The sequence below is a fragment of the Aminobacter sp. HY435 genome (assembly GCF_027568395.1).
In the GTDB taxonomy this organism is placed as follows: domain Bacteria; phylum Pseudomonadota; class Alphaproteobacteria; order Rhizobiales; family Rhizobiaceae; genus Aminobacter.
In genome coordinates this window covers 384,715-399,712 of record NZ_JANKZL010000001.1, presented here as the reverse complement: position 1 = coordinate 399,712, position 14,998 = coordinate 384,715, and the positions used below count along the sequence as shown (strand labels likewise).

Genomic DNA, 14,998 nt, shown 5'->3' with positions numbered 1-14,998 from the left:
AACGTCCAGGTTGGGGCGTTTCAGGTTTTTCGGCGAGCGACTCCGGTCCTCATCCTGAGGTGCGAGCGAAGCGAGCCTCGAAGGACGCACCAATTTCTTATCCTCTCGCCATGCGGGCTTCACGGCCGCCGCGGCGGCGGCCGCCTGCGGCGTCTCCCGGCGCGTTGACGGCGACGGGTGCTGCCACGGCATGTCCGCCCTCTGATGGCTTGTAGTCCTTGTAGGTCTTGATCCAGGTCGTGCAGTGCTCGTCGGTGCCGTTGAGCACGTTGGCGCCGCGCACGGCTTCCATTTCCTGCGGCCGGCAGGGGTTCATGATCGCCGACGTCATGCCGGCGCCGATGACCATCGGGATGAACGCGGCGTTGATGCCGTGGCGGTGGGGCAAGCCGAAGGAGATGTTCGACAGGCCGCAGGTGGTGTTGACCTTGAGCTCCTCGCGCAGACGGCGCAGCAGTGCAAACACCTGGCGGCCGGCGTCGCCCAGCGCGCCGATCGGCATGACCAGCGGGTCAACGACGACATCATGCGCTGGAATGCCGTAGTCGGCGCAACGCTCGACGATCTTCTTGGCGACGGCGAAACGGACGTCCGGGTCCATCGAAATGCCGGTCTCGTCGTTGGAGATGGCGACAACAGGCACGTTGTACTTCTTGACCAGCGGCAGGATGGCCTCGAGCTTCTCTTCCTCGCCGGTGACCGAGTTGACCAGCGGGCGGCCCTTGGCGACCTTGAGTGCGGCTTCGATGGCGGCAGTGACCGAGCTGTCGATCGACAGCGGCAGGTCGACCAGACCCTGGACGATCTCCAGCGTCTTGACCAGCAGGGCCGGCTCGGTCGCGTTCGGGTCGACGGCGGTGACGCCGGCGTTGACGTCAAGCATGGTCGCGCCGGCTGCCGCCTGTTCGAGCGCATCCTTGATGACGGTGTCGAAATTGCCGGCAACCATCTCTGCCGCCAGCTTCTTGCGGCCCGTCGGGTTGATGCGCTCGCCGATGACGCAGAATGGCTGGTCGAAACCGATGACGATTTCGCGGGTTGCCGAGGCAACGATGGTTCGGGTCATGAATCCTCCGTGGGATATAAAGATTTCTTTATATCGATGTCTGGTTTCGTTCAAGCGCGCGTGCCGCGCCCGCCGGTCAATGCGCGGTCTTCACCATGTCGACCTGCGATTCAGTCACGTCGTCGTGCAGTATGTGTTCGAGGCGATCGGCGACAAGCCGGTCGTCGGCGCGAGCCTCGCGTTTCCAAGGCCTGCGTCCCTTCAGGACACCCGATTCATCGACGATTTCGGCGACATATTCCTCCTGGCGGTAAGCCATCACATGGACGCCCGAGACGCCGGGGATCTCCTTCACCTCGTTGATGATGTCGATGCAGATCTGCTTGCCTTCCTTCTTCTGGTCCTGCGCGCCTTCCAGCCGCGTGATGATCGAGTCAGGAATATGGATGCCGGGCACGTTGGTGCGGATCCACTTGGCCGTCTTGGCCGAGGCGAGCGGCCCGACGCCGACCAGGATGAAGACCTTCTCGGTGTGGCCGAGGTCGCGCGCCCGCTCCATGAAGGTGCGGAACATCGGCACGTCGAAGCAATACTGGCTCTGCACGAACTGCGCGCCGGCGGCGATCTTCTTGCCGAGATGCACCGGCCGGAAGTCGTGCGGCGGCGCAAACGGATTGATGGCTGCGCCGAGAAACAGTTGCGGCGGCGTGGTCAGCTTGCGGCCGGAGAGGAACTTTCCGTTGTCGCGCATGATGCGGACGGTTTCGAGCAGCGACATCGAGTCGAGATCGAACACCGGTTTCGCGCCGGGCTGGTCGCCGGCCTGAACGCCATCGCCGGTCAGGCACAGGATGTTGGCTACGCCCATGGCGGCGGCGCCAAGCACGTCGCCCTGGATGGCGATGCGGTTCTTGTCGCGGCAGGCGATCTGCATGATCGGCGCGTAGCCCATGCGGGTCAGAAGGGCGCAGATGCCGACCGACGACATGTGGCAGTTGGCGCCGGAAGCATCGACCGCGTTGATGCCGTCGACCCAGCCGTCGAAGATCCTGGCTCGATTGTAGACGTCTTCGGGATCGGCGCTGTCGGGCGGGTTGAGTTCGGTCGTGACCGCAAACTCGCCGCGGCGCAGTACCCGCTCCAGGCGGCCGCGCGACGAATGCCCGGGCAGGGGATCGAGCGGCAGATCGATGCCGTCGGGATGCTCGTCGATCTGGCGCGGGCGCGACGGGGTCATGCGGGTTCCTTGCTTGCTGCTTCGCGGGCCGCGGCCGCCTGGGCTGTCACGCGCAGCCATGCCGAGGTTTCGCGCAGCGACTGGTCTACCGGCTTCTGGACATTGAGGATGGCGTCGCCGTTGACCATGTTGCGCGAACCTTCCCAGGCCTTGACCCAGACGCAGGGCATGTCGGGCTCGACCTCGCAATTGCCGTTGGCGCGAACGCCGCCGCAGGGGCCGTTGCGCAGCTGCTTGGGGCAATTCATCGGGCATGACATGCCGGTCGACGACAATACGCACTGGCCGCACATGCGGCAGTCGAACATGAAGCCTTTGACGTGGCGCTCGACGAACTTGACGGGCGCCTCGACGCGGCCGTAGCCGATCTTCTTCCAAAGCGGGTGCAAGGTCAGGAATGCGTCGGCGAAGCGGCTGTAGAACCACTCCAGCATACGCGAGTGGCGGATCGACCAAAGGCGAACCGCAAATGTCCGCTGGACGCGACGCTGCGGTGACACGTCCGCCGGCTTGTAGTCGCTTTTGGGGGCGGCGTTCTTGACCTTCGTCGCCTGGGTTACCGTCGGCTGGGTATCAACCATCTGCCTTGCCGCCTGCCTTGACGAGAGCGACCAGCCGCTCCCGGGTGAATTGTGCGTCGATCTCGGCCATCGCCTTGTCGGCTTCTGCCTCAAGGTCGTCGCCGACCTGGATCGGGTCGGCCTTGCGCCATTCGGCGAGATAGTCGTCTGTGCCGCCGGCGCCGGTGCGCATGGCGCACATGTCGATCGCTTCGGTGAAGCGCAGCGGCAGTTCGCGCTTGGCGTTCTGCCGGCCCTTCTTGACGATGACCTGCGCAGGAATGTCGCGCCAGTAGACGATGATGAGGTCGGCCATTTCAATCTCGCTTTCAGTCGGTTGAGCATTGCCGCAACCACACGGTTGCCGCTTGTTATGGGACGACGCGCGCGCATTCAAAAACGACGCGGACGACAGTCGCAAATTGGAGAGCTCGGCCGAAGGAGAGCGGGCTACCAGACGCCGCGGCGAATGCCCGTCCACAGGTAGCTCCACAGCGTCGGATGATACCATTGCTGGGATGGCAGGCCGGTGTCGACCGGCTTCAGCGAGCCAGCGAGCGCGTCTTCGACCGCCCTGGTGCAGATGTCGCGCGAAAAGGCCGCCTGGCGCATGGCGTAGCTGGCGATGTTGTCGCCGGGGCCGGGCGCTCCACGCGACTGATGGAGCACCGCGCCGGTGTCGACGCCGGTGTCGACCAGGTGCACGGTGGAGCCGAAATTCCCGCGGTCGCCCGTCGCCAGCGCCCAATAGCCGCCGTTCATCCCGCGGTATTTGGGGTTGATGCCGGCGTGGTAGTTGATGACAGGGCAGGTGATCTGGCTCAGCGTATTTGCCGAAAGCAGCCGGCAGCCGGCGAGAAAGACCACTGCGGGCTCACGATTCCTGACGATGTCGACCAGCTCTCGGGTGTCGGCCGAGCCGACATGGATGATTTCCTGGTCAGGGCGCGGCTCGGTCTTCAGCCCTTCAGCCGCTACGATCTTGCGGATGCTGCCGTTGAACAGGCTCTTTCCGAGGCGCACAAGCACCATGGTGCCGAGTTGCCCCGCGACCGAGAACCAGCCGAGTTTCCTGGCGCGACGCATCAGCAATTCGCGTTTGGAATAGGGTGTTTCCAGGACAACCGATATCGGACCGAAGCGGTCTGTCAAGCTGTTGATGATGGCCCAGATGTGGGCACCGCCTTCGGTGACGAAGACGATTGGCCTGTCGGTCATGCGAACTATCCCAGCCAGACCATGAAGGCGTGCGTTGCAAAGCCTGCGCCGCCGACGACCACGCCGATGACGGCGAGCGAGGCGACGCCGACGACGCTGCCGACTGCAAACAGGATGCCGTCGCGCTCGGACAGCGCCAGGCCAAGCAAGGCCGTGGCAAAGGCCGGCAGCCAGTTGCCCAACGGGATGGGTAGCGTGATCGAAATCGAAAGCACCAGCGCGATGAGCCCAATCACCCGGTCGCCCTGCCTGCGCCAGAACGGCCAATAGCGCGGACGGATGACCTGCTCGAGGCGGATCAGCCTGGGCACGACCCAGTCGGTGACCATGCGGAATTGCGCGGCGGAGAGCGAGCGCCGGGTGATGAAAGTCGGCAGCCAGGCCCTGTTGCTGCCGAACGCCATCTGGGCAGCGACGATCAGCAAAGGCAGCCCGAGAATGGCCGAAGCGCCGGGCGGCAAGGGGATCAGGTTGAAGGCTGCGAACAGCACGAGCAAGGGGGCGAAGCTGCGCTTGCCCAGCGTATCCCTGATGTCGCCAATTGAAATGTCGCCATTTGCGTCGCGGGCGATCTCGGCGAAGATCTCGGAAAGGCGGCGGCCGCGGCGCCGGCGTGGCGCGGCGTCGAACTGTCCGCCTTCAAAACCGTCCATGCCTTGCTTCATAAACCTTTCGCCCACCTGCAGCGTGTTGAAGTTCACGCCATTCCCCGATCGCAGTGTGCGACGGTCAGGTTAATCCTTGATGACGCCGAAGCGTTGCAATGTGATGTCGCACAGTTGCGAATGCAATGTCAGCGGCGGAATTCCAGGATATCCAGCTTGGATTCATATTGCGGGGCGGGGAACTCGACACGCCACTCGGATGGGCCGGTGCGGAAGGCGTAGCCGACCTGGTCAGTGGCGGGGCCCTTGCCGTAAGCCTGCGGCTTCTCGCCGGCGACATAGCCCGAGCCGAGATAGATCAGGCGCGTGTCGCTGTCCGTGTAGAAGCGGCCCTTCGTCCGCTGCGAGCCCGAAATCTTTTCTAGCTGCCAGCCCGATCCGTCGTCGCTGACCTTGCACCTGAACCAGTCATAGACGACGAGATCGCTGATGCCGCCGGCCTTGATGGTGCGGCACTGCCAGTTGCCGGTCATGTCGAAATCGCCAAAGGACTGCGGCGCCTTCGCAACGATCGCATCGAGGATGTCGACCTCGCGTTTCAAACCGGCCTTGGCCTCCTGAAGCGCTTCGTTTCGGGTGGCATCGTATTTCTCGAGCCTCGCCTTGTCGGCCGGGGTCGTCAGCTTCTGCACCACCCCGTCGGCATGGGCGTTAGCGGTGGAGGCAACGAGCGCCGCTGCGAGCAGAAGTTTGCGTACAGTCATGATGTCCTCACCGAATGACCAGACCCTTAGGATGGAATCACGCTCTCTTGGGATTTGCTGTGGTATCCGCCGCGTTGGCAAGTGCGTGGGGCAGGTCGCCATAGCCGGTGGCGCGGCGCTCATAGACTAGGCCGAGCAGCTTAGCCGCATCCTCGGCGACCTTGTCGAGCACGGGGTCGTCGGTCTGGGCGAGGTAGATCAGTTTTTCGTAGTTGCCGAAATAGTCGTTGATGAGTTCGGGATGCCGGTCGAGGCCGAGCGGCTTCATGAAGAACGCATCGAACTGCCGGCACAGGAAGTCGGTCATGTAGAACGACATCATGTCGGCCTCGGCGACCTTGGCGTAGGCGGCCGCGCCTTGGTAGAAGGCGAAGCAGTGCGGGCCGGCCAGGCGTTCGACACCGTGCTTTTCGCAAACCCGGTCGAGCAGGCCGCCGGTGCCGCAATCGGCATAACCGACATAGATGTGCTGGTAGCCCTGGGCCCTTGCCTTGACGATCGCCTCGTCCATGGCCGGTGCGATGCGATCAGGGCGGAAATGGAAGTCGGCCGGCAGGCAGGTCAGTTCCAGGTGGTCGAGGCCGAGTTGCTGTTTGATTACCAGGATTTCGCGTGCGATCATGCCGCAGCCTATGACAAGCAGCTTGTCGTCAAGTTCAGTTGCGATTTTTTGCTTTGCGGCCATGGAACCAGTCGAGCCGGCCTTCGTTGATTTCGGGCAAATCTACAGAGAGGGAAACCCAATCCATGAAATTGTCACGTCTTGTACCCATTGCAGTCATTGCCTGCGCGCTGGCTCTCGCCTCGTGCGCCAATACGATCCGCGGCGTCGGCAAGGACGTCAAGGGCACGGCGAACGCCATCGAAGACACGGTGCAATAGGCACGACGCTTCATAGCTCAGATCGGCCTGAACCGGCCGCGCCGCAAGGCGCGGCCTTTTCACATCAGGCCGAAGCGCGCAGATTGTGCTTGCGCTTCATGTAGTCCTTGGCGGTTTCAACCGCCACGGCCGCGTCGCGGCAATATGCGTCGGCGCCAACGGCCTTGCCGAATTCCTCGTTGAGCGGCGCGCCGCCGACTAGGACGACAAAGTCGTCGCGGATGCCCTTTTCCTTCATCGTGTCGATGACGACCTTCATGTAGGGCATGGTCGTGGTGAGCAGGGCCGACATGCCGATGATGTCGGGCTGATGCACTTCGATGGCAGCGAGATAGTTCTCGACCGGATTGTTGATGCCGAGATCGACGACGTCGAAGCCTGCACCTTCCATCATCATGCCGACGAGGTTTTTGCCGATGTCGTGGATGTCACCCTTGACGGTACCGATCACTAGCTTGCCCTGCTTGGGCGCGCCAGTGGCGGCGAGCAGCGGGCGCAGGATGAACATGCCGGCCTTCATGGCGTTTGCCGACAGCAGCACCTCGGGCACGAACAGGATGCCGTCGCGGAAATCCTCGCCGACGATGCGCATGCCTTCGACCAGCGCTTCGGTCAGCACCTTGTAGGGTGCCCAGCCGCGCTCGAGCAGGATGTTGGTGCCTTCCTCGATCTCTTCCTTGAGCCCGTCATACAGGTCGTCGTGCATCTGCTGCACGAGTTCGTCGTCGGAAAGCTCGGACAGGATGATTTCGTCGTCGGACATCTTGGAAGGCTCCCTAGGGGCGGGCCAAATCTGGGCGCGCGGCTAATGCGCTATTCCTAGCTTGCAATTGTCATAATTCCATAGCTGATTTGCGACCTCCTGCAAAACGAAAGCGACTGATAACTTGCAGAGTTACTTGTCGATTTTGCGACAGGCGTTGGCGCTGGCAAGCCGTTTCGCTATGGGTGCATGGCTACGATCCGGCGAGCAGGCCGCGAGACGCGGCGCAAACGATTCAGGGAAGAACAGCCATGAGCGATAACCCGTCAGTCGATCAGGAGCAGGCAGGCGGCAGGCGAGGGCGCGGCGCAAGCGGCGGTGCTGCGGCACGTCGCGCGGCGCGCAGCGGCGGCGGTCCGAGCACCCAGCTCACCTACATCAAGCGCAAGGTGAATGTGTATGAGGTGCTCAACGAGGAAGGCCTCGCCCTCATCGAGAAGAACGCCGACACGGTGCTGGAAGAGATCGGCATCGAGTTCCGCGACGACGCCGAGGCGCTCGCGTTGTGGAAAGAAGCCGGCGCCGAGGTGAAGGGCGAACGCGTGCATTTCCCGCGCGGCCTGTGCCGCGAATTGCTGAAGACGGCACCGTCCATCTACACGCAGCATGCGCGCAACCCCGAGCGTTCGGTGCAGATCGGGGGTAACGCCACGGTCTTCGCGCCCGTCTATGGCCCGCCCTTCGTGCGCGACCTCGACGGCGTCAGGCGCTATGCAACGATCGAGGATTTCCGCAACTTCGTGAAGCTGGCCTACATGGCGCCGTCGATCCACCATTCGGGCGGCACTGTGTGCGAACCGGTCGATGTGCCGGTGAACAAGCGCCACCTCGACATGATCTACAGCCACATCAAATATTCCGACAAGCCCTTCATGGGCTCGGTGACCGCACCGGAGCGCGCCGAGGACACGGTGGCGATGGCCAAGATCGTGTTCGGTGACGACTTCGTCGAAAACAACACTGTGCTGACCAGCCTGATCAACGCCAATTCGCCGATGGTCTTCGACGAGACCATGCTGGGTGCAGCCAAGGTCTATGCACGCCACAACCAGGCCTGCATCGTCACCCCATTCATCCTCGCCGGCGCCATGAGCCCGGTGACGGTCGCCGGCACGCTGACCCAGGTTCTGGCCGAAGTGCTGGCCGGCGCCTCGTTCACCCAGCTGATCCGCAAGGGCGCGCCGGTGCTGTTCGGCACCTTCGCCTCGTCGATCTCGATGCAGTCGGGTGCGCCAACCTTCGGCACGCCGGAGCCGTCGCTGGTTTCCTATGGCGCCGCCCAGCTGGCGCGCCGTCTCGGGCTGCCATTCCGCACCGGCGGCTCGCTCTGCGCTTCCAAGGTCCCGGACGCGCAGGCGGCCTATGAAAGCGCCAACACGCTGAATTCGACCCTGCTCGCCGGCACCAATTTCGTGCTGCATTCGGCCGGCTGGCTCGAGGGCGGTCTCGCCTCGTGCTACGAGAAGTTCATGATGGACATCGACCAGCTCGGCATGCAGCAGAAGTTTGCCGAGGGCGTCGATCTCTCCGAGAACGGCCAGGCGATGGACGCCATCCGCCAGGTCGGCCCGGGCAGCCACTTCCTCGGCTGCGACCACACCCAGGCGAACTTCCAGACGGCGTTCTACCGCTCGAACATCGCCGACAACAATTCCTACGAGCAGTGGCTGGCCGAAGGACAAAAGAGCGCGCCGCAGCGCGCCAACGATCTCGCCCGCCGCTGGCTGGAAAGCTACGAGGCGCCATATCTCGATCCAGGCATCGACGATGGGCTCAAGGATTTCATGGCTAACAAGAAGGCGTCGATGCCCGACGCCTTCACTTGAAAGGAGCCCGTAACAGGCGGGGCTAAAGTCGCCAACATCATTCACAAGGAAGTCTGGCGGAGCGCGTTCTCCGACCCGGACCGGAAGGGGTGACGCTTGCCGTCTCTCGTTCTTGACGAGATTGCCGCCGCGCTGGCCAGCCATGGCCTCATCCAGCGCGGCGGTTTCGTTTTCGGCGATGACGAGACGGCACCGGACGGTTCGTCCGACAAGCCGGCGCGGTCGGTGCTGCTGGTGGGGCAGGCGGGTGCAGCACCCTGGCCGCATTTCCAGCGGTGGCGCAGGACGCAGCCGGGCAATCTGGCAAATCCACTCGACAGCTGGTCTCGCGAGGTGATTGGCGATGTCGCGCGCGAGTTCGGCGCGCGCGCCGTGTCGCCATCCGACAAGCCCTATCTGCCGTTCCAGCAATGGGCGATACGCGCGGAGGGGCTCAAGCCGTCGCCGCTGGGCATCCTGATGCATCCCGAATATGGGCTCTGGCATGCCTATCGCGGCGCGCTGCTGTTCGATGTTGATCTGGAGTTCGCCGAACTTCGCGAACAGAGTCACCTTTGCGACCTATGTGCTGGAAAACCTTGCCTGAAATCCTGCCCGGTCGATGCCTATTCGGAGGCAGGCTTTGCTTATGAAAAATGCCTGGGACACGTGCGCGGACCCTCGGGAGGTACGTGCCGGACGCAAGGGTGCCTCGATCGCAATGCCTGTCCCTACGGGCTGGCCTATCGCTATCCGGCCGATGTGCAGGCCTTTCACATGAAGAGCTACGCCGGCCTCTGAACCCGCCCGGCTGGCCCAATCGCTTTGCTGGCTCGCTTGTTGCCTTTGCCAGATGACGGGCATATCCGAAGTCATCAGATGACTTGATGAATATTGCCATGCAGCCAGCCGCACGAGCCAATCTCACCGACACCGCCGCCGATAGCCTGCGCGCCGAAATCGTCAGCGGCCACTGGGCCGTGGGCGAACGCATCCCCAACGAAGCGGCACTCACGGACCTATTGTCGGTAAGCCGTGGCACGGTGCGCGAGGCCGTTCGCGTGCTGGTCTCGCAAGGCCTGCTGGATACACGGCAAGGGTCGGGCACTTATGTCCGCTCGGCGGTCGATCCTTCGGCGGCGCTCGACCGGATAAAGCGTTCGGGCCTGCGCGACCAGTGGGAAGCGCGGGCTGCGCTCGACGTCGAGGCGGCGCGGCTCGCCGCCCTGCGCCGCACGCCGGCGGATCTCGCAAAAATGCGCAAGCTGCTCGCCGAGCGCGGTACGGTCGCCGATGGCGGCCACGAGGCGTTCATTCGCCGCGACATCGCCTTCCATAAATCGGTCGTGGAGGCGTCGGGCAACCGGGCCATGGTCGAGCTCTACGATTTCTTCACCGGTGCGATCACTGAAACCATCAAGGCGACGCTGGCCGGCGAACTGCCCGAACCCGATGCGCCGGCCCATGCGGCGATTGTCGAGGCGGTCGCCTCTGGCGATCCGGGCAGGGCCGCCGCCGCAGTCCGCGATTTCATGGCGCCGGTACTTCTCGAACTCGACAGGTTGCTTGCACAATGAACCAGACTTTTGCTCCCGCGGGGCGAACTGCCGAGGCTGTCGCCATCGACGGTCTCGACGACCAACTGGTCGATGCCGAGGTCGACAACCTGCCGCCACCGCAGGCGCCGGTGTTGCGTAGCGGCATGGCGCGTTTCGTGCTCGGCGCAAGCCTGGTGCTGATCGCCTTCAATCTCCGGCCGCTGTTTTCGAGCCTGTCTGTGCTGCTGCCCGAGGTGATGCAAGCGACTGGCCTTTCGCCCGCCGGTGCAAGCCTTTTGACGACGCTGCCGGTGCTCTGCCTTGGCCTGTTTGCGCCACTGGCGCCCAAGCTCGCCCAGCGCTTCGGTGCCGAGCGCACGCTGCTGCTTGCCTTGTCGCTGCTGGCCGTCGGCACGGCGCTGCGCGGCCTTGGCACGGCACCGCTGTTGTTCGTGGCGAGTTTCATCGCAGGTGCGGCGATTGCCATCGGCAACGTGCTGTTGCCCGGGCTGGTCAAGCGCGACTTTCCCGACAAGGCTGCGATGATGACCGGGCTCTACACCATGGCGCTTTGCGCCGGCGCGGCCTCCGCGTCCGGATTGACGCTGCCCATCGAGCATCTGATCACCGGTTCATGGTCCGGCGCGCTGGCAGCCTGGGCGGTGCCGGCCTTCATCGTGCTCTTGATCTGGACGCCGCAGGCGCTCGGCAGCCGCCGACAGGTGAGCCACAGCGGCTTTCGTGTGGTCGGGCTTTGGCGCGACCGGCTGGCCTGGCAAGTCACCCTGTTCATGGGGCTGCAATCAGCGCTCGCCTATTGTGTCTTCGGCTGGCTGGCGCCGATCCTGCGCGAACGCGGCTTCGATGCCGCGACCGCGGGCGCTATCGTGTCGCTGTCCGTCATGGCGCAGGTGGTGACGTGCCTTGCCGTGCCGTCGATCGCCATCCGCCGCAAGGACCAGCGCGGCGTCAACGTGGCGCTGGCGCTGGCCGCCGTTGTCGCGCTGCTCGGCATCCTGTTTGCGCCGACCTCGACCATCCTGTTCTGGGCGGTCCTCCAGGGTATCGGCCAAGGTGGGCTGATCGCCGCTGCGATGACGCTGATCGTGCTGCGCTCGCCGGATTCGCATGTGGCGGCCCATCTCTCGGGCATGGCGCAGGGCGTAGGTTACACTCTGGCAGCCATCGGCCCGCTGTTGGTCGGCCTGATCCGCAACTGGACCGGCAGTTTTGCCGCCGCGTCGGTGTTGTTCGTGGCGCTCGGCCTCGGCGTCGTGGTCATGGGGCTGGGCGCGGGTAGGTCGCTGCATGTCGGCGCCCGCACCATACCGCTCGATCCCAAGGGCTGACGCGGAATTTGCGGACATGGGCAAAGCCACTATGTTCTCGCAAGGGTTCAGACAGGGAGAACGGACATGGCGACCAAGCGCGACATCGAAATCACCACGGCGGATGGCGTCTGCAAGGCCGGGCTGTTTGGGCCTGTTGATGCGAAAGCCGGCGTGATCCTCTACATGGACGCGTTCGGGCCGCGGGCCGCGCTGGACGGCATGCCGAGCGCCTCGCAGGCCACGGATACGCCGTGTTGGTGCCCGATCTGTTCTATCGCGCCGGCGCCTACGGGCCTTTCGACGCCAGGACGGCATTCTCGGAAGAAAAGAGCCGGACGGCGCTTCGCGCGCTGATCGGCGGCACCACGCAAGAAATGACCATGCGCGACACCGGCGCCTTCATCGAGGCGGTGGCAAAGGCAGGTGTTTCAAGGCCTGTCGGGGTGGTCGGCTACTGCATGGGCGGTTCGCGTGCGTTGAATGCCGCTGCGGCCCATCCGGACCGAATCCTTGCCGCAGCCAGTTTCCATGGCGGCAACCTTGCCAGCGATGCGCCCGATAGCCCGCATCGCAACGCCGCGCGGCTCAAGGCGCGTGCCTATGTCGGCTCGGCCGGCGTCGACGGCAGCTTCCCGCCGGAGCAGTCAGCACTGCTGGCCGAGGCGTTTCGCGCGGCCGGCGTCGACCACATCATCGAAAACTATGTCGGCATGGGGCATGGCTGGTGCGTGCCGGATCATGGCGTTTATGACCAGGCTGGCGCCGAGCGTCACTGGCGTCGCCTGCTGACGCTGTTTCAGGAAACGCTGGGATAGCTGGCGGCTTTGCCAATTCCGCCGAGGTCGGCTATCAGGCCGACAATTGCGCCTCGCATGGCGTTCCCGGGAAAGTCTTGATGCAATCTTTCGATGTCGTCGTGATCGGCGCTGGCGCAGCCGGCATGATGTGCGCTGCCGAGGCTGGCAAGCGTGGCCGCTCAGTGCTGATCATCGACCATGCCGCAGCACCCGGCGAAAAGATCCGCATCTCCGGTGGAGGCCGCTGCAACTTCACCAACATCAATACAAGTCCCAAGAATTTCCTGTCGCTGAACCCGCATTTCTGCATCTCGGCGCTCAGCCGCTACACCCAGCGCAATTTCATCGGCCTCGTCGAGCGCTACGGCATCGCCTATCACGAAAAGACGCTCGGCCAGCTGTTCTGCGACGGCTCGGCGCGCCAGATCATCGACATGCTGGTGACCGAAATGCGCAATGGCGGTGTCGAGCTGCGGCTGGCGACTTCGGTCGAGGACGTGGCGAAGACGGGCGAAGGTTTCGAGCTGAAGCTCAACGGCGACAAGCTGCGTTGCAAGTCGCTGGTCGTTGCCTGCGGCGGCAAGTCGATCCCCAAGATGGGCGCCACCGGCTTCGGCTACGAGATCGCAGCGCAGTTCGGGCTGCCTGTGGTCGAAACGCGGCCGGCTTTGGTGCCGCTGACGTTCGACGCCAACACCTTGCAGAAATTGACGCCGCTTTCCGGCATCGCGGTCGACGCGGATGTCGCTTGCGGCAAGACCAGCTTCTCGGAAGCCATGCTGTTCACCCACCGTGGCATCAGCGGCCCGTCGATCCTGCAGATCTCGTCGTATTGGCGCGAGGGTGACGAGATCGCGATCTCGATGCTGCCGGGGGCCGACGTCGTCGGATTGTTGCGCGAGGCCAAGCGCGCCAATGGGCGGCAGGCAGTGCAAACGGCACTCGCGGCGCATCTGCCCAAGAAGCTGGCGCAGGCGATTGCAGAACGCACCGGTTTTGACGGCAATCTTGCCGATTTGTCCGAAGCGCAACTCAAGTCGGTCGACGCGGCGGTCAATGCCTGGCGGATCAAGCCGGCCGGTTCGGAAGGCTATCGCACCGCCGAAGTGACGCTCGGTGGTGTCGACACCAAGTCGCTCGACCAGAAGACGATGCAGGTGAAGTCGGTACCGGGACTCTACTTCATCGGCGAGGTCGTCGACGTCACCGGCTGGCTCGGGGGCTACAATTTCCAGTGGGCATGGTCGTCGGGCTGGGCGGCAGGGCAAGCAGCCTGATCTTTCTCGTCTTCGTTCTGCATCCAATGCGCCCGCGTCGCAACATCCTGCGGATACATAGGTTTCCGATACCGACTGCCGTCTTATTCAATCAGAAGGTGCGGCGATGTTATCGAAAGCAATCAAGGCGTTTGTTGTTTCGCTGACGCTCACAGGGGGGCTGGCGATGCCGGCTGCGGCCGATCAGCAGCAATGCTCGTGCAGGAACCTGCAAAGTATTCAGGAAGAGCTGAAGAACGCGGACTATCTGGCCAAGTTCTTCGCCGACACGGCAGCGCAGCTCAAGGTGGTCGAGGATGACCTGATCGAAGCGCATAAGGATGAAACCGATCCCGATTCTAACGTCAGCATTTATGACCGCTCGTCGCGAAAGCGGGCCGAGATCATGCGGACGTTTAAGTTGCCGTACCGCCCAGCCCATGGCTACAAGGGGCCGGCGACGGTCGACATGACATATGGCAGCTGCGAGCAGAAGCCCGCCATGCTGGAGGCCCTGCGCAACGGCTCGCAATGCACGGAGTTGGCCGATTTCGCGCTGGAGCACGAGGCGGTCCACCGGGCGAAATGCGCAAAGGACACCGCCGCCGTCTATTGGGATCGGCTACCCAGCTACTTTGTAGCCGAAGAGGCCGAGCGCTACCGCGAGCAGGCCAAGGCGACGCGCGCGCTGCTGAAGCGCATCATCGACGAGGGCACCGTCACCATCGAGGCCAAGCTCGAGCCGCGCATTTCGGGACCACAGTTCGACGTGATCTATTCCTACGTCACACAGTCGGTGGAGATGGAAGGAAACAGTTCGCCAGGATCCGACACCTGGACGCTGAAGGGCAAGACGCGCCGCGCGGGCAAGATCAAGAACGTCAAGCTTGCCGGCATGTCGTGCAAGCCGAGCGGCCAGATCAACGACGACATCGACATGGCGCTGGAGCTCGATGGCCTGACCATGGGGCTCGACAGCAAGTCCAAGGGTAAGCCGGGCGACATCAAGATCCGCTGCAAGGGCGGCCACGGCATGTCGATGCGCCCGCAAGGCGAGGTCGATGGCGGCAACGTCTTCGCCGACGAGGCCTTCACCATCGGCACCGACGTGTCGCAGGACGTCCGCAGCTTGCCATTCGCCAAATACGTGCCCAGCGGCATGTCCGTCAGCGGCAAGAACACGGTCAGCGTCAAACTGGTTTGCCCGGGCACGTGAGGGGCGGCGAAAAAAACTTC

16 protein-coding genes and 1 pseudogene are annotated in these 14,998 nt (G+C 63.8%); 8 read left to right on the top strand and 9 right to left on the bottom strand.

The features are described 5' to 3' along the window. Nucleotides 1–97: 97 nt before the first annotated feature. The 8 genes from PCJ21_RS01945 to PCJ21_RS01910 form a co-directional block, all read right to left on the bottom strand. Nucleotides 98–1,066: a methyltetrahydrofolate cobalamin methyltransferase gene (locus PCJ21_RS01945; RefSeq protein ID WP_269929688.1), complete on the bottom strand. Its 969-nt coding sequence runs from the start codon at nucleotides 1,064–1,066 to the stop codon at nucleotides 98–100. Nucleotides 1,067–1,142: 76 nt separating this feature from the next. After that, a complete protein-coding gene (locus tag PCJ21_RS01940) occupies nucleotides 1,143–2,243 on the bottom strand; it encodes a methylenetetrahydrofolate reductase (protein WP_269929687.1) in 1,101 nt (366 codons plus the stop codon). Further along, nucleotides 2,240–2,824 carry a methylenetetrahydrofolate reductase C-terminal domain-containing protein gene (locus tag PCJ21_RS01935; RefSeq protein ID WP_269929686.1) on the bottom strand — a complete coding sequence of 195 codons (585 nt, stop codon included), beginning with the start codon at nucleotides 2,822–2,824 and terminating at the stop codon, nucleotides 2,240–2,242. Before PCJ21_RS01935 ends, PCJ21_RS01940 begins: the two co-directional genes overlap by 4 nt. Next, the gene (locus PCJ21_RS01930) at nucleotides 2,817–3,119 is read right to left on the bottom strand and encodes a virulence factor (protein ID WP_269929685.1); all 303 of its coding nucleotides are present in this window, start codon (nucleotides 3,117–3,119) and stop codon (nucleotides 2,817–2,819) included. The genes PCJ21_RS01935 and PCJ21_RS01930 overlap by 8 nt, the downstream gene beginning before the upstream one ends. A gap of 134 nt (nucleotides 3,120–3,253) precedes the next feature. Then, a complete protein-coding gene (locus tag PCJ21_RS01925; protein WP_269929684.1) occupies nucleotides 3,254–4,021 on the bottom strand; it encodes a formyl transferase in 768 nt (255 codons plus the stop codon). Nucleotides 4,022–4,026: 5 nt separating this feature from the next. After that, nucleotides 4,027–4,674 (bottom strand): exopolysaccharide biosynthesis protein, encoded by a 648-nt coding sequence (locus PCJ21_RS01920; protein ID WP_269929683.1) that lies wholly within the window; start codon nucleotides 4,672–4,674, stop codon nucleotides 4,027–4,029. Between the two features lie 140 nt (nucleotides 4,675–4,814). Beyond that, nucleotides 4,815–5,390 carry a DUF4893 domain-containing protein gene (locus tag PCJ21_RS01915; RefSeq protein ID WP_269929682.1) on the bottom strand — a complete coding sequence of 192 codons (576 nt, stop codon included), beginning with the start codon at nucleotides 5,388–5,390 and terminating at the stop codon, nucleotides 4,815–4,817. A 37-nt stretch (nucleotides 5,391–5,427) separates the two neighbouring features. Beyond that, nucleotides 5,428–6,075, bottom strand: coding sequence for a DUF1638 domain-containing protein (locus PCJ21_RS01910; RefSeq protein WP_442865941.1), 648 nt, complete (start codon nucleotides 6,073–6,075; stop codon nucleotides 5,428–5,430). A 62-nt stretch (nucleotides 6,076–6,137) separates the two neighbouring features. Here PCJ21_RS01910 and PCJ21_RS01905 point away from each other — a divergent pair, with 62 nt between their 5' ends. Beyond that, nucleotides 6,138–6,272, top strand: coding sequence for an entericidin EcnAB (locus PCJ21_RS01905; RefSeq protein ID WP_269929680.1), 135 nt, complete (start codon nucleotides 6,138–6,140; stop codon nucleotides 6,270–6,272). Between the two features lie 64 nt (nucleotides 6,273–6,336). On the opposite strand, the gene PCJ21_RS01900 is transcribed toward PCJ21_RS01905, so the two are convergent. Next, nucleotides 6,337–7,035: a corrinoid protein gene (locus PCJ21_RS01900; RefSeq protein WP_269929679.1), complete on the bottom strand. Its 699-nt coding sequence runs from the start codon at nucleotides 7,033–7,035 to the stop codon at nucleotides 6,337–6,339. Nucleotides 7,036–7,286: 251 nt separating this feature from the next. On the opposite strand from PCJ21_RS01900, the gene PCJ21_RS01895 reads away from it, so the two are divergent. From PCJ21_RS01895 to PCJ21_RS01865, 7 genes and pseudogenes are all read left to right on the top strand, one after another. Continuing rightward, a complete protein-coding gene (locus tag PCJ21_RS01895) occupies nucleotides 7,287–8,861 on the top strand; it encodes a trimethylamine methyltransferase family protein (RefSeq protein ID WP_269929678.1) in 1,575 nt (524 codons plus the stop codon). A gap of 96 nt (nucleotides 8,862–8,957) precedes the next feature. Continuing rightward, nucleotides 8,958–9,641 carry a 4Fe-4S dicluster domain-containing protein gene (locus tag PCJ21_RS01890; protein ID WP_269929677.1) on the top strand — a complete coding sequence of 228 codons (684 nt, stop codon included), beginning with the start codon at nucleotides 8,958–8,960 and terminating at the stop codon, nucleotides 9,639–9,641. Between the two features lie 98 nt (nucleotides 9,642–9,739). Beyond that, nucleotides 9,740–10,417 carry a FadR/GntR family transcriptional regulator gene (locus PCJ21_RS01885; protein WP_269929817.1) on the top strand — a complete coding sequence of 226 codons (678 nt, stop codon included), beginning with the start codon at nucleotides 9,740–9,742 and terminating at the stop codon, nucleotides 10,415–10,417. Then, complete coding sequence (locus tag PCJ21_RS01880; protein ID WP_269929676.1) at nucleotides 10,414–11,727, top strand: CynX/NimT family MFS transporter; 1,314 nt, start codon at nucleotides 10,414–10,416, stop codon at nucleotides 11,725–11,727. Before PCJ21_RS01885 ends, PCJ21_RS01880 begins: the two co-directional genes overlap by 4 nt. 66 nt (nucleotides 11,728–11,793) lie before the next feature. After that, nucleotides 11,794–12,524, top strand: a pseudogene (locus PCJ21_RS01875) (dienelactone hydrolase family protein). A gap of 80 nt (nucleotides 12,525–12,604) precedes the next feature. Further along, the gene (locus PCJ21_RS01870; RefSeq protein WP_269929675.1) at nucleotides 12,605–13,783 is read left to right on the top strand and encodes an NAD(P)/FAD-dependent oxidoreductase; all 1,179 of its coding nucleotides are present in this window, start codon (nucleotides 12,605–12,607) and stop codon (nucleotides 13,781–13,783) included. Nucleotides 13,784–13,889: 106 nt separating this feature from the next. After that, nucleotides 13,890–14,978, top strand: coding sequence for a hypothetical protein (locus tag PCJ21_RS01865; protein ID WP_269929674.1), 1,089 nt, complete (start codon nucleotides 13,890–13,892; stop codon nucleotides 14,976–14,978). Nucleotides 14,979–14,998 lie beyond the last annotated feature (20 nt).

Excerpts from the sequence above, each read along its gene's own strand:
- PCJ21_RS01865 (WP_269929674.1), top strand. The coding sequence starts at position 13,890 with ATGTTATCGAAAGCAATCAAGGCGTTTGTTGTTTCGCTGACGCTCACA.
- PCJ21_RS01895 (WP_269929678.1), top strand. The coding sequence starts at position 7,287 with ATGAGCGATAACCCGTCAGTCGATCAGGAGCAGGCAGGCGGCAGGCGA.
- PCJ21_RS01940 (WP_269929687.1), bottom strand. The coding sequence starts at position 2,243 with ATGACCCCGTCGCGCCCGCGCCAGATCGACGAGCATCCCGACGGCATC.
- PCJ21_RS01930 (WP_269929685.1), bottom strand. The coding sequence starts at position 3,119 with ATGGCCGACCTCATCATCGTCTACTGGCGCGACATTCCTGCGCAGGTC.
- PCJ21_RS01910 (WP_442865941.1), bottom strand. The coding sequence starts at position 6,075 with ATGGCCGCAAAGCAAAAAATCGCAACTGAACTTGACGACAAGCTGCTT.
- PCJ21_RS01915 (WP_269929682.1), bottom strand. The coding sequence starts at position 5,390 with ATGACTGTACGCAAACTTCTGCTCGCAGCGGCGCTCGTTGCCTCCACC.
- PCJ21_RS01905 (WP_269929680.1), top strand. The coding sequence starts at position 6,138 with ATGAAATTGTCACGTCTTGTACCCATTGCAGTCATTGCCTGCGCGCTG.
- PCJ21_RS01900 (WP_269929679.1), bottom strand. The coding sequence starts at position 7,035 with ATGTCCGACGACGAAATCATCCTGTCCGAGCTTTCCGACGACGAACTC.
- PCJ21_RS01935 (WP_269929686.1), bottom strand. The coding sequence starts at position 2,824 with ATGGTTGATACCCAGCCGACGGTAACCCAGGCGACGAAGGTCAAGAAC.
- PCJ21_RS01945 (WP_269929688.1), bottom strand. The coding sequence starts at position 1,066 with ATGACCCGAACCATCGTTGCCTCGGCAACCCGCGAAATCGTCATCGGT.
- PCJ21_RS01920 (WP_269929683.1), bottom strand. The coding sequence starts at position 4,674 with ATGGACGGTTTTGAAGGCGGACAGTTCGACGCCGCGCCACGCCGGCGC.
- PCJ21_RS01880 (WP_269929676.1), top strand. The coding sequence starts at position 10,414 with ATGAACCAGACTTTTGCTCCCGCGGGGCGAACTGCCGAGGCTGTCGCC.
- PCJ21_RS01925 (WP_269929684.1), bottom strand. The coding sequence starts at position 4,021 with ATGACCGACAGGCCAATCGTCTTCGTCACCGAAGGCGGTGCCCACATC.
- PCJ21_RS01885 (WP_269929817.1), top strand. The coding sequence starts at position 9,740 with ATGCAGCCAGCCGCACGAGCCAATCTCACCGACACCGCCGCCGATAGC.
- PCJ21_RS01870 (WP_269929675.1), top strand. The coding sequence starts at position 12,605 with ATGCAATCTTTCGATGTCGTCGTGATCGGCGCTGGCGCAGCCGGCATG.